General features: G+C 39.9%; 12 protein-coding genes and 1 pseudogene. 3 read left to right on the forward strand and 10 right to left on the reverse strand.

What is annotated here, in order from left to right:
* Positions 1–69: 69 nt before the first annotated feature.
* The 10 genes from recA to trmL form a co-directional block, all read right to left on the reverse strand.
* Positions 70–1,131 carry a recombinase RecA gene (gene recA / locus EKM65_RS06890; RefSeq protein ID WP_125606987.1) on the reverse strand — a complete coding sequence of 354 codons (1,062 nt, stop codon included), beginning with the start codon at positions 1,129–1,131 and terminating at the stop codon, positions 70–72.
* 144 nt (positions 1,132–1,275) lie between these two features.
* Positions 1,276–2,520, reverse strand: a complete 1,245-nt coding sequence (locus EKM65_RS06895) for a competence/damage-inducible protein A (RefSeq protein ID WP_125606989.1) — start codon at positions 2,518–2,520, stop codon at positions 1,276–1,278.
* 235 nt (positions 2,521–2,755) lie between these two features.
* Complete coding sequence (locus EKM65_RS06900; protein ID WP_125606991.1) at positions 2,756–3,004, reverse strand: hypothetical protein; 249 nt, start codon at positions 3,002–3,004, stop codon at positions 2,756–2,758.
* Between the two features lie 104 nt (positions 3,005–3,108).
* A complete protein-coding gene (gene pgsA, locus EKM65_RS06905; RefSeq protein WP_125607068.1) occupies positions 3,109–3,693 on the reverse strand; it encodes a CDP-diacylglycerol--glycerol-3-phosphate 3-phosphatidyltransferase in 585 nt (194 codons plus the stop codon).
* Between the two features lie 19 nt (positions 3,694–3,712).
* Entirely contained in the window at positions 3,713–4,570 is an 858-nt protein-coding gene (locus tag EKM65_RS06910; protein ID WP_125606993.1) for a helix-turn-helix domain-containing protein, read from the reverse strand.
* A 127-nt stretch (positions 4,571–4,697) separates the two neighbouring features.
* A complete protein-coding gene (ymfI, locus tag EKM65_RS06915) occupies positions 4,698–5,435 on the reverse strand; it encodes an elongation factor P 5-aminopentanone reductase (protein ID WP_125606995.1) in 738 nt (245 codons plus the stop codon).
* Entirely contained in the window at positions 5,432–6,685 is a 1,254-nt protein-coding gene (gene yfmH / locus EKM65_RS06920; RefSeq protein WP_125606997.1) for an EF-P 5-aminopentanol modification-associated protein YfmH, read from the reverse strand. Before yfmH ends, ymfI begins: the two co-directional genes overlap by 4 nt.
* Positions 6,685–7,938 carry a M16 family metallopeptidase gene (locus EKM65_RS06925; RefSeq protein ID WP_125606999.1) on the reverse strand — a complete coding sequence of 418 codons (1,254 nt, stop codon included), beginning with the start codon at positions 7,936–7,938 and terminating at the stop codon, positions 6,685–6,687. The genes yfmH and EKM65_RS06925 overlap by 1 nt, the downstream gene beginning before the upstream one ends.
* 16 nt (positions 7,939–7,954) lie before the next feature.
* Positions 7,955–10,549 (reverse strand): DNA translocase FtsK, encoded by a 2,595-nt coding sequence (locus EKM65_RS06930; protein WP_125607001.1) that lies wholly within the window; start codon positions 10,547–10,549, stop codon positions 7,955–7,957.
* A 61-nt stretch (positions 10,550–10,610) separates the two neighbouring features.
* Positions 10,611–11,120: a tRNA (uridine(34)/cytosine(34)/5-carboxymethylaminomethyluridine(34)-2'-O)-methyltransferase TrmL gene (gene trmL / locus EKM65_RS06935; protein ID WP_125607003.1), complete on the reverse strand. Its 510-nt coding sequence runs from the start codon at positions 11,118–11,120 to the stop codon at positions 10,611–10,613.
* Positions 11,121–11,416: 296 nt separating this feature from the next.
* Between trmL and EKM65_RS06940 the strand changes: the two genes are divergently transcribed.
* The 3 genes and pseudogenes from EKM65_RS06940 to EKM65_RS06955 all read left to right on the forward strand — a co-directional run bounded on the left by EKM65_RS06940 (position 11,417) and on the right by EKM65_RS06955 (position 13,653).
* On the forward strand, positions 11,417–12,070 hold the full coding sequence (locus tag EKM65_RS06940; RefSeq protein WP_125607005.1) for an MIP/aquaporin family protein: 654 nt from the start codon (positions 11,417–11,419) through the stop codon (positions 12,068–12,070).
* A 915-nt stretch (positions 12,071–12,985) separates the two neighbouring features.
* A pseudogene (locus EKM65_RS06950) lies at positions 12,986–13,167 on the forward strand (type II toxin-antitoxin system HicA family toxin).
* A gap of 36 nt (positions 13,168–13,203) precedes the next feature.
* Positions 13,204–13,653 (forward strand): type II toxin-antitoxin system HicB family antitoxin, encoded by a 450-nt coding sequence (locus EKM65_RS06955; RefSeq protein WP_125607007.1) that lies wholly within the window; start codon positions 13,204–13,206, stop codon positions 13,651–13,653.
* The last annotated feature ends 472 nt before the right edge of the window (positions 13,654–14,125 follow it).

Below are 14,125 nucleotides of genomic sequence, written 5' to 3' on the forward strand. Positions count from 1 at the left end.
AAAATAAAGCCTGTCAATACAAGCTTTATCATCTATCTTTTAAAATATATCGTCGTTATAACGATTGTGCTATTCTGACAGCAAATCTGTCTCTTCAACCTTTTTGTCAGCTTCTGTTTCTTCAGCAGTCGCTGCTGGACCGTCCATCTCATAGGCAACGCGGACCTTTTGTCGAATCTCAGCTTCAGTATCAGGATGATCAACCAAATACTGTTTAGCATTTTCACGGCCTTGACCGATATGTTCGTCGTTATAAGAGTACCATGAACCACTCTTCTTAACAATTTCCTTGTCAGCGGCCATATCAATCAATTCACCGGTCTGGGAAATACCATGACCGTACATGATATCGACAATTGCCAGTTTAAATGGTGGCGCAACTTTATTTTTAACGACTTTGATTTTAACGCGGTTACCAATAATATCGGTACCTTCTTTAATCTGTTCAGCACGCCGAACTTCTAGACGAATCGTTGCATAGAATTTCAACGCACGACCACCCGGAGTTGTCTCTGGATTACCAAACATGATGCCGACTTTCTCACGAATCTGATTAATAAAAATAGCAATTGTTTTAGTCTTATTAATCTTACCAGAAAGTTTACGTAGTGCCTGCGACATTAAACGTGCTTGCAAACCCACATGTGCATCACCCATTTCGCCTTCAATTTCGGCACGAGGTACCAATGCGGCGACAGAGTCAATCACAATAATATCAACGGCACCACTGGTTACTAAGGCATCAGCAATTTCCAAACCCTGTTCACCTGTATCTGGCTGTGAAAGCAACAAGTCATCGATATTAACGCCTAAAGCGGTAGCATACGCTGGATCCATGGCATTTTCTGCATCAATATAGGCAGCCGTTCCGCCATTGCGTTGTACTTCAGCAACCGCATGCAACGCAACGGTTGTTTTACCTGAACTTTCAGGACCATAAACTTCGACAATTCGGCCACGCGGATATCCGCCAACACCAAGTGCGTTATCCAAAGCTAATGACCCGGTCGAAATTGTTTCAATTTGCGTATCGACTTTATCGCCCATGCGCATAATGGCACCCTTACCATAATTCTTTTCAATCTTTTTAAGTGCAGCGTCTAAAGCTGCTTGACGTTCATCTTTAGCCATACTAATCTCCTTTAACAGTTATGATGATGGTTAACTAATCAGAGCCTTTAATTATTGTTAACAAATCGATTATTCCCGTAATTAATTCACAACTAATTTTACCGATATTTTTCCTAAAAGGCAAGCAATAAACGAACAAATGTTCTATTTATTATTTAGTTGATCATAAAGCATCTTTAAACCTGCTTCAACAGAACGACCGCGAATTTCATTGCGCTCACCAGCAAAGTGATACTCCGCGACAATTGTTGGTCGATCTCGCATCGCTAAGGCAATAAAAACAGTACCTACTGGTTTACCTTCTAATTCATCTGGGCCGGCAACACCAGTAAAGCCTAACCCAAAATCCGTAGATAATTTGCGTTCTGAAAGTTCGGCCATCTCCTCGGCAACTTTGGCACTTACCACACCGTTGTCTTCAATCGTTGCGGATTTAATCCCGAGTAACTGTTCTTTCACCCCATTAGCATAAGTGACAAAACCACCTGGAAAAACTTCTGAAGCGCCAGAGATTGAAGCTAACGTTGCCTGAAATAATCCCGCCGTCAAGCTCTCTGCAGCAGTGACCGTCAGCTGTTTTTCTTTTAATAAACGAACAACTTCATCACTCACACGACGATCTTCACCCGCACCGACATAATACTCACTCAGGCGATTTTTTACCTCTGTAATTAGCGGCGTCAGCAACTGCATCGCCGCTTCTTCAGAATCGGCTCGTGCAGTTAGGCGGACGCCTACTTCGTAATCTTTAATATACGTGGCAATCGTCGGATTTCGCTGTTGGTCAATTAAATCGGCCAAACAATCAGCAATAGAGCTTTCACCACTACCAAAGAACCGCAACATCCGCGACATAAAAATCTGTTGCCTACCAGCTAACCGAGCCAAACGTGGTTCAACTTCATGATCAACCATTGGCAACATTTCTCGTGGCGGTCCAGGCAACACAAAATAATCATGATCATCCTTACTAAGATAACTACCAACGGCTAAGCCCGTTTGATTCTTCAATGGTTCACCACCATCAAGATAATAAGCTTGGGCCAAATTATTGGCGGGCATTTTCTTTTGGGTTTGTTGCTGCCAAGCCGTTAATTTTGCTAATGCATTAGCGTCCGTTTTTAACGAAATTCCCAGATGTTGTGCTAACGTTTGCTTCGTTAGATCGTCCGGTGTTGGTCCCAATCCACCAATTAGAAAAATAAGATGACTACGTGTTTCTGCCAATTCAATGGTACTTGCCAAACGTTTCGGATTGTCACCGACAACTGTTTGATAATATGAAGGGACACCGTAACGTGCCAATAATTTTGCAACATATTGCGCATTTGTATTTACAATTTCGCCAAGTAACATTTCCGTTCCCACAGCAATAATTTCTGCATTCATTGATTACCCTCCATAGTTTAATTACCCGAAAAGGTGATAGATTTTTTAAGAAATTTTCGAATTACTGCAACGTTTTAATTGTACGGCAAAACTACCATAAAAGCTCGCACTGACTGTTTCAAATTATTCGAAGTGATTACAAAAACGGGCAATATCAAATAACAAAGGAGCCAAGATAAAAATCTCTGCTCCTTTGTTTTGCCATAAGATTTAAGCCTAAATTTTAATGTCTTAACTATGTTGCCTTCTTCTTGTGATTTAAAGTAATGTCTGTCTCCTCAAAGTTAATTCCCAGACCACGCATAAATATAATATCTTTTCGATATAAAACTTCATCAGTCATCTTGGTGGCAACAAGAAAAATCTGTGCATCCTCACTTTGCCTGACACTGATATTTTTCTCTAGCAGATCAACGATAATGTTTAACAAGGTGATATGGTGTTTAACATAGAGAACATTCTGATCGAAATGAACGTCTTTCAAGCCTCCAATGAGTTTATGATAATTAATTTCACAAAACAAGGAATACTAAGAAGAGAGAGCTAAATCCAAAAATTGAATTTAGCTCTCTCTTCTTAGTATTCAAATCACTCATTCGTATCTTTAAAAACATCGCGGCCTTTGATGAAGTAATCAGCACCTGAATAAACTGTAAAGAATAAGCAGATGTATAACATAATTTCACCAAAAGGTAGCGAAATTGCTGCAAAGAAAATATTATTTAACAACAAGAAAATAATGGCCAACATTTGTGTGGTTGTTTTAATTTTGCCAGGCATTGCCGCGGCCATTACTTGACCGTTTTGTTCGACGATCAATAAGCGCAAGCCTGTCACTGCTAATTCACGGCACACGATAATTGCAGCCACCCAAGCCGGTACCTTACCTAACGACACTAAGAAAATAAAAGCAGTCATGACTAACATCTTGTCAGCTAGCGGATCAGCAAACTTACCAAAGTTCGTAACTAAATGATCACGTCGCGCCAACTTACCATCAAGCAGATCGGTTAGAGAAGCAACAATGAAGACAATCGCCGCAACAAATTGTTGTACGGGAATATCCGCGCCGCCAATACCAAGTTGTCCCCATTGCCAATTAATGGCAAGTAACAACATGAAAACGGGAATTAAAATAATACGAAAAACTGTCAATTTATTCGGTAAATTCATTTTCATTCTGGCTTAACCTCTAATTATCTGATTCGAAGTTCAATGTGTAATTCTGAACGGATGTGGCATCTGCTGAGATCGGCACATCTTTATCGTTGATCTTCATCGATGTTGCCGCTGCATTGCCTAAACGAATGGCAATTGATGTGACACCATCTGGAATAACGACATCATGCGACTCACCTGCTGCCAAAACTGCCTGCCAAGTACTGCCCGTACCACCAGTAACAGTGACCATTACCCACGCACGTCTAGTTGCTTCCACAACAAGTTTGTTACTACCTGAAGGTAAATGTTTAACATTAAACGTCTTAGCATCAGTAGCATCTTGTTTGATCGATAATTCTTGCTTCTTTGAACTTGACTTTGAGCTAGCACTTGTCGCTGAGCTCTCTTTGGAACTCGAATCAGTTGCAGACTTCTTCGAAGAAACGGCTTGAGAACTTTGATCAGGTATTTGTGTCTTAGGTTGGTTAGACAAACGCGAAACATAGAAATATAGACTAGCAATGATCACTAAAGCAACCAAGCCAATAATGATTTTACCTAAATTATTGCGAATTCGCTTGCCTACAGAATTATTACTGCGACCAGTTGTCCGTTTATTGTTCTCTGCAACTTGTTCATAATCTCGAGGACGCGTCACCGGTGTTTGGTCTTCATAATCTTGAACCATTTGTTCGCTATCTAGACCGACCGTTGCTGCATATTGTTTAATAAATCCGCGCACATAAAATTCACCAGGAAGTTCAGCAAACTTACCTTGTTCTAGTGCAAGTAAATAACGTTTCTGAATCTTTGTGATTTGTTGAAGATCATCTAATGTGTACCCTTTCTCAATTCGGGCACTGCGTAATCTCTTACCTACTTCATCCATGCTAAATTTCACCACCAGCTATTATCGTTCTTAATTATATCATATCCACCAAGGCGGACCAATTAAGATTGTCTTATTATTCTGGATTCGGCGCATACCAAGAAGCGTCATGCGTCAGTGCATGTTGCTACTTCAACCAGCCACCGTCAACATAAATTGTTTGACCAGTTAAATAATCAGCCTCTGGTGCTAATAAGTTGTTCACCCAAACGGCAATCTCCTGCGGACGCGCCATTCGGCCAACAGGAATTTCTGCAGCCAAGTCAGCTAACTGATCTTCAGAAAAGTCGGCGTTCATTTGCGTATTAACTGCTCCGGGTGCTACGACATTAACCGTTAAACCATTGGCCGCTACTTCACGGGCATAAGCGTTAGCAAAGCTGCTTTGCGCCCCCTTCACCGAACTATAGGCCACTTCCATTGCACTGCCGACACCGCCGTAAATCGAGCCAATAAAGATAATACGACCGTGTTGATGTTGTTGTAATCGTTCTTGAGCGGCCTTTATTAAACCCATCGGCGTAAATAACTGCTGCTGAAATAAGGTTTGAATTTGTGCATCACTGGTTTCGACAAATAACTGATAATCTGTCGTACCTTGTGCAAAAATCAAAGCCTGATAGTCACCACAACCAGTTAAAATTGCCTGATAGTCCAGATTAGTTTGACAAAAATCCAAAGGCAGACTTTGGAACTCCTGTTGGGGAAATTCTTGTTGCAATTCAACAATGCACTGCTCAACAACTGCTTGGTGCCGATGATATTGCATCATCAAAGACCAACCTGATTCCGCTAATGATTGACAAATCGCTTGCCCAATATTTCCTGATGCGCCAAATACTAACGCCCGCTTAAATTCAGTCATGCTAATTGACCTCCTAACAATGAATAAGACCGGAATTCACCGCTTTTTAAAAACGTTGCAACATTGATCAAACTTTCTGTCAGCGTTCGTTGACGCAATAGTTGACCAAAAGTTTGCCAGTCACAATCATAAAAGCCTAATTCTAGATTTTCTAAACACACGCCGCCTAAATCATCCTCGGCAAAGAGACTATTACCAACCATTAGTTGTTGGACCGCTGTAAAATTCTTAAAGTACTTGTCATTTAATTCTTTTAGAAGTGCTTCAATGTTGGTGGTCAACTGCTCGCCATCATCCGTATTGGCAGTGAACACCACATGACTGTATTGACGTTCTAAAGTTACCTGATATTGAAAGCTATCATCAATCAGACCTTGATGCCGCCAAGCTTGAAAAATTGGCGAAGTTTCACCGAACAACGTCGTTAATACTAAATCTAAATCCAGTTGTAATAAAATTCGTGCCGCTGGTTCAGCTGGCGTTGGTGAGATTAAACCTAGTGACCATTTATTGTTAGTTAACGTAGGCACGGAAATAGCTTGATCATGATTCTGACTAGGTTCTGCCGCAATCGTCGTAAAACTAGTCGCAAAATCTTCTTTGGCGGCCAGCTGACACCACAAATTCGATTCTTGCTGGAAATACTGAACTAATTGCTGATTGGCTAAATCGGCAACGACACATAATCTCATGTTAGTGGGCCGATAATAGGCCTGGTAAGCGGCATACAACACTTCTGGATCAATTGCCTGCAAAGATTCTGGCGTGCCAGCAATATCCTCAGCTAGCGGATGCCACGCACCATATAACCGCTTTAACAAACCCGTTTCTAATTGAAAATCTGGTTGATCCTGATACAAACTTAATTCTTGAGCAATAATCTGGCGTTCACGTGTCACACTCTCTGCTTGAAAATATGGTTGCCCGACCAATTGTGCCAACAAATCAAGATTAGCGGTTAGTTGACCTGTACTATTAAAAAAGTATGCTGTTTTTGACGGACTAGTAAATGCGTTTGTTTCAGCACCATTTTGAGCAAATTGTTGACTGATATCGCCAGCAACTTTGTTAAACAGTTGGTGCTCAATAAAATGAGCAATTCCTGCAGGTAATGGTTGCACTTGACCGTTACGGCGATATTGCTGGTCAACACCACCAAAATCAACCATCACGGCCGCAAATTGCTTCTTAAAACCGGGTTTATCAATTAACTGAACAGTTAACCCGTTGCACAAACTAAATTCTTCCATCACTGCACCGCCTGCCTATTCCTAACAACTGTCAGCACTCGCAACTGTAACTGTGCTGCCATTTGTTGCACTTCGGGCGCTGTCACTTGAGTCATTGAAGCAGTTATTTGTTCAAAATCGCGTGCCCACTCTTGAAAAATCACATCACGAAAAACTCGTGACTGTAAGAAACGAATATTATCCATCGAACGCAACTGTTGATTTAACAGATTATTAACTTCAGTCGTTAATAACACTTGATCAATTTGGTCAACCGCTGTATTAATAACCGCTTTAATCGCCGTTATTGCTGCAGCAGTCTGTTGAACATCAACACCGGCTTCCACAACTAACCATCCCAACAACAAATCCTCATGAGTACTAATATCATAAGCCAGCCCCAACTTTTCACGGACCTGTCTGAATAATAACGATTGTTCATCGCCGCCTAAATAAGCTGTTAACACTCGCAACACGTCACGCTGATGATTAGCGCCATGCGCCAAATTAGGAATTTGATAAGCCAACACTAAATGCGTTTGTTGACCAACGACTTCTCGGGTAATTTCTTGAACTGGTACGACTTGTTTAGATACTGCCACGTCTGGCAACTGAATCGCCCGCTGCACAAACGGCCAATCACTTAGGACCGTTTCATTGGGCAAGAACTGACCTGAAGCCACGATTTCCACACGCCAAGTTGCACATAATTGTTGATAAAGGTCAGCAAGTTGTTGATAATCTAGCACAGCTAACTCCTCTAAGGAACCAATAGTTGGTTGTTGTGCGTAACTTTGTTCAAAAAAAGCCGCTTTGGTTAAGGCGAAAGCTTGAAAATCGTGATCATTTTGTAAATCTGTTAATTCGTTTTTTAACGATTGATACTCAATTTCAAACGCCTGAACGCCAAAATGAGCCACTTTAAAAAGTGGCTCAAAGATGAGTTGTTTTAATAATTGTAAAGCTTGCTGACCAATCGCACCATGACCATCAGGATCAACATAACTGATCTCAAAATACAAATCATGCCAATTGCCTAACAGTTGATGTTCAACCTGTAAGTTGGCGCCATAAAGTTGCGCTAAAGCTAAGTTTAATTGATCATTTTGTGGATAAGCTTGGCAGCCATGACCTAAAACTCGTGTCAACAACGTTAAGGCGGTTTGACTGACATTCGTCGCTGGACCAATGAAATGACAAGTGATCACATTTGTTTGCCAGCGATCCGTTCGATTGATATTAAGCTTAACGCCAGATTTTAGTTGTTTTTGCAAAACTTAATCCTCATTTTTATGATAAATATTCATTTGAACTAGGTGTTTCAGGATTACTTAAGCCAAAATATTGTTGATAATTGGCAGTTCCCCATAAAACTTTGCGACCTTTACTACCTTCAGAAGCGCCAACAACACCAACCTGTTCCATATCATCAATAATTAATGCCGCACGATTATAACCAATGCGGAATCGACGCTGAATCATTGAGGTGCTTGCTTTTTTCTCTTGAATAACATACTCAACAGCTTCTTGGAAATGTTCATCGTGTTCTTGTTGATGATCATCCTCAGTCACATCATTAACGTGCGCAATCAAATCTTGATCGTAGTTAGCTGTCTGTTGATCTTTAACAAAGTCAATAATCTTTTGCACATCACGACCAGAAATGTAAGCCCCTTGAATTCGAATTGGTTTAGAGAGCCCAACTGGCGAGAACATCATGTCACCACGACCTAGCAATTTTTCAGCCCCGTTGGCATCCAAGATTGTCCGTGAATCAATCCCACTAGAAACGGCAAATGCAATGCGTGAAGGAATATTCGCCTTAATCAAGCCGGTAATGACATCAACTGAAGGCCGCTGTGTAGCGATAATTAAATGCACACCCGCTGCCCGAGCTTTTTGAGCTAAGCGTACGATGGCCGTTTCCACTTCATTGCCAGCAGCCATCATCAAATCGGCTAACTCGTCAATCACGATTACCATAAATGGCATTTCTTCCATCACTGGCTTAGTCTTATCGGCATTGTTCTCACGGACTAAGTTATTATACTCATCAATATCACGTACACCAGCAGCTTCGAAACGCTGATAACGATCTTCCATCTCACTAACGGCCTTATTCAAAGCATTAGCTGCTTTTTTAGGATTCGTGACAACTGGCAGTAACAAGTGCGGGATATCATTGTAAACCGACAACTCCACCATCTTAGGGTCAATCAACATTAACTTAACTTCATCAGGACGTGCCCGCATCAAGATGCTGGTGATAATGACATTAATCATTACTGATTTACCACTACCAGTCGAACCCGCAATTAATAAATGGGGCATCTTCGTTAAGTTTGCGGTAATGACTTCACCAGTAACTGATTTACCAAGTGGTACTTCCAAGATTTTGCCCGGATGCATCGGTTGTTTCTCAATCACCTCGCGGAAAGAAACTGTGGCAATCGTCCGATTAGGCACTTCAATACCCACATAAGGCTTGCCAGGAATTGGTGCTTCAATCCGAATATCTTTAGCAGCCAAAGCTAACGCTAAATCATCAGCCAAATTAACAATCTTGTTAACTTTAACCCCTAACCCTGGCTTAACTTCATATTTGGTAACGGTTGGTCCTAAATCAGCATGAATCACTTTAACATCAACACCAAAGCTTTTAAAAGTTTGCTCCAAAGTTGCGCGATTCTTTTGAATTAAGGCAACTTCACTACTTTGATCGGTTGGTGGAATCATACTCAGTAAATCTGACGTTGGTAATTGATAATTACTATAATCATCGTGTTCAGGAATCAGTTGCGGATCAGCCGCTAGAATTTCACCAGTCTGTGGATCAATCTTTTTGACAACTGGCGCTTTTGTCGTGTTTTTCGTCGTAACAGATTGTTGATTACCCGTGGTTGCTTCAGTAACAGCAGCCCCAGTTGGTGAGAAGTGAACATCGAAACCATCGTGAGGCTTAGGTAGACCCTCAGCAGTTTCTTTCGGTTCATGAGTTGTCGCGTTACTTTTAGTAGCCGCAGACACTGGTTGCGCGGTTGCTGCTAACTTCTGATCTCGCATCACATTATCAATTGAAGACTGACTTTTATGATTAGACTGCGCACCACTCACTGAGAAAACATCATCGTCAGTTGACGCAGTTGATGGCGTGTCATTATCTGCAACATCATCTTGATCTTCTTGATCTTCTTGATCTTCAAAAAAGCTTGCTTGGAATGTCTTTGCCTTATGACCAAGTGAGTGCAACAAACCACTCGTCTTTTTAAACAATGTCTGAATTGCTTGCGTAATATCGTGAAACGGAATCATGGTGAACATTAAAATACCGATGATTAAACTCAAAATTGCAATTAGGATTGTGCCCCAATTACTTAATAGGAAATAAGTGGCTCGATATAAATAACCGCCAATCATCCCACCAGCAACAGTTTCGGTTACCTTGCCGCGTCGAAAATCTGCTTTAAGTGACGCCCATAGAATTTGAGTGAATTGACGATGCACATCAAGATGAGCAAAAAAGATTTCCGTATTCAACAATAACGTACTGAGATAAACTAAAAACATACCCGCTAACCGTTTAAACGGCAAATCGTGGGGCCAATGACCGATTGTCAGCAAGTATAATCCTAGCATGCCGAAAATTGTCGCTGCTACAATATACGTATCACCAACAAAAAGTCGAAAACAGTTAGCAAATAGGTTGCCTAAGAAGCCCCAGCGAAAAATTGCTAAAATTGCGATTAGCGCAAAGATAAGACCAGTTATGTTGAGACGATAATTATTTTGTTTTGCTGAATGATTTCGACGACGTTGTACTGTTGTTTTTTTACTTCTAGTTGATTTTGTCGTTTTTTTTCGTTGTTTCTTTTTGGCTGTAGCCATAATTTATTTCACCCCACCTTTCGTACGCAATCACAGCAGACAAGACCATTACTAGACAACCTTATTTGAGCTTGTCGTGTTCGTAATGATGCGTTAATTCCAGTCCGGCAAATTGTTGTTGCCGTAATGCTTCATAGATGACTAATGCCGCCGTATTTGACAGATTTAAGGCACGAACTTTATCCGTCATCGGAATTCGTAAGCACTTCTCTGTATTCTTACGCATAAAGTCTTCTGGTAAACCAGTCGTTTCTTTACCAAACAAGAAGTAATGGTCCACCTTAATATCACTGAAATCTACATCGCTATAAACTTTTTCAGAGAATTTAGAAATCAGATACAAATATTTGTCATCAGGAATTGAATTTAAGAAATCTGCCAAATCGTCATGATAAACAATCTCAACATTATCCCAATAATCCAAACCAGCACGCTTTAAATGTTTGTCATCGGTTTGAAACCCTAATGGCCGAATTAAATGTAGAATGGTGTCCGTTGCTGCGCAAGTTCGTGCAATATTACCAGTATTTGCCGGCATCAGTGGCTGATATAATGCAATATGATTGGTCAATTAACTTACCTCGATTTAAAATTTGCGAAAACTCAATTATTTTTTATTTTTCAGAAAACAATCAAAAAACTAATTCCAGAAAACGATGATTTTTTTTGGAAGGCAACTGATTTATTTTAACACAGAAATGCTTGCTAGAACTAGCCGTCACTTATTATCATGGCATAATTATTACTTTATTTAAATGGTTAGGATAACTTTTTAAGATAGTATTTAACTTTACTTAATTCTCGTTTTGACTGATAATAATAAGTGTCATATGGCATTCAAATTTTTTGGGAGGTTGAACTCATCTTATGCGCAAATATATTTCCGAATTTTTAGGTACATTTATGCTTGTTTTCATCGGGACAAGCTCAGTCGTCATCGCAAAGGGCAACGTTTTGACAATTGCTTTATCATTCGGTTTAGCAATTACCGTTTCTGCTTATGCTTTTGGAGGAATTTCAGGTGGTCATTTCAACCCTGCAGTTACCACTGCAATGTTGATTAATCGTCGTATTTCTGCAACAGAAGCTGTTGCCTACATCATTTCTCAAGTGCTTGGTGCAACCGTTGCCTCGTTATTTGTGAAGATTTTCGTCGGTGCTTTAAGCTTACCAACTAATCAATTAGGTCAAACAGACTTTACGAAGATTTCTACTGGCGTTGCTTTTCTCGTTGAGGTTTTAGCGACCTTCTTATTCTTACTGGTTATCCTTAATGTAACCAGTAAAGATCATGGCGATGCTGCACGCGCCGGTGTTGTCATCGGTTTGACATTAGCACTTCTAATTATCTTTGCATTGAACTTAACTGGTGCTTCATTAAATCCTGCTCGTTCATTTGGGCCAGCAATCTTTGCCGGTGGTTCAGCATTGAAGCATATCTGGCTCTACATTCTCGCACCAGAAATTGGCGCTGTCCTTGCAGCACTTTGCTCGAAGTATTTACTCGGCACTGAAGATTAATTTAAGTTCTTTTGAGGAATCTGGGATTTCCATTTCAGATTCCTTTTTTATTGGCTTACTTATTTATGTAATCATCACACGAAAGCTCGAGTTTAAATACCTGAATAACACCATTCTACTTAACTTAAAAATTTTGTTAAACAAAGTAGCTGAATTAATCATCGGCTCAATCTAGCCCGGTCCGACTTCTTTTTTCGCCCAGAACTAAGCGTTGACAATCATCCGTACTCTTCTGAAAAGACAAAAAAATGTAGCCCCTCGGTTTTGACAACGGCGAGAAACTACATTAGTAAGATCTTAATCGATACTTTTAGCAAAGGAAACCCTTGATAAAAGCGCGAAATCAACCTTGAACATAATATATCACTAGATTATACAACTTACAAGAAAAATATTTTCAAGATCGCCTTCTTCGTGAAAACAGAATTGAAATTTTGATTAAGCTTGCTATTCACTCAATAATTGAGTAGAATATTTAGTGTTATGGGCCCTTAGTGTAATGGATCGCACGTAAGATTCCGGTTCTTGAAATCTCGGTTCGACTCCGAGGGGGCCCATTTTTCATACTTTACCCGATAATATACAGGTGCAAAAGCCTGTTGTTATCGGGTTTTTGTTTTCTCTAAATCTTATTGAGTTGTATATAATTGTCTTAAATAGCCATCAATATGACCGTCACTCAAATTAGTAAAGTTGCTATTTTGATGATGTTCTTTCCTATGCAATCTTATCTGACAGTAAACTCAAAGACAGACGCTGTATAGTTATACCACCGCACACAAATAAATAAGTACTATTTGAAAGATTGTAGAACAAGAATAAAAAGATGTCATCAATTGATAAGTTAATTTATCGATTAATCGGTGATACGTATAGTACGTGTTATAATATATTCTGTCAAGAGGTATATGCGCAATGCCTATGACGCAAAAAGAATGGTCAAACTGCTAAAGTCCAAAGGCTGGATAAAAACAGACGGGGGCAAGGGATCCCATATCAAAATGGAAATGCCTGGCAAGCGACCTATCACTGTCCCACACGGTGAACTGAACAAGTACACTGAACGAGGGATAAGAAAGGAAGCTGGGCTTTTATAGTCCTGCTTCTTTATCTTTTTTGGGAGGTATAAACTTATGAGAGTATCATATCCTGCATTGTTTTATTATGATGAGTCCGAAAAAACTAAATATTTCGTGACGTTTCCTGATTTTGAAAACTCAGCAACACAAGGAACAGATATTTCAGATGCGATGTATATGGCCGCAGATTGGTTAGGTGGTACTGTGGCTTATGATATTGAACATGATATTGATATTCCTAAGCCCTCACCTATCAACGCCCTATCACTCGTTAAGAATGATCCGTTTAAAGACGATAAAGACTTCAAGTTAGAATATGATCCCGAGAAGTCCTTTATATCTATGGTTACCGTAGACTTATCAGAGTACCTCAACGGAGATACACCAATTAAAAAAACTTTAACCATTCCAAAGTGGGCAGATAAAATTGTCCACGAATTGAATTTAAACTTCTCACAGACACTAACCGATGCAATAATGGCGCATAAAATCACACAAGGGTAGTTATTAAGTCGATGAAATCATCGCCTATTTTTGTATTCAACCACGAATTGAACAGACTATAAAAATAATACAACAGTTAATTTTCCTAGTTGTTTCTCTAATCATTAGTAGCATAATATGTAAGTAATAATAGTGATATGGAGGTCGTGATAATGACTGAATGATGTAAGAGTTCTATACCTATCAAGACTTATTCAACAGCTGATATTAAAGAGATACTTAGCAAAGCAGATCAATTACAAGCTAAATATGAACAACACTTTAAAACTAAAATGCCTAGTAGAATGATTGGCTGGTGGAATCCTGTGAATATCGTTAATTATCCCGACCAGTTAAACAATGGTCTTAGAGCTATGGCACATGATATTAACGAGGCTATTCTGACGAATAAACCATTTAAGGAAGTTCCGAAGAAAATATGGGATGATATAAATTTTTAACACAGGCTAGATTGGAGCAAATAATAATGTGT

It is taken from the genome of Lapidilactobacillus bayanensis (assembly GCF_003946695.1).
GTDB lineage: Bacteria > Bacillota > Bacilli > Lactobacillales > Lactobacillaceae > Lapidilactobacillus > Lapidilactobacillus bayanensis.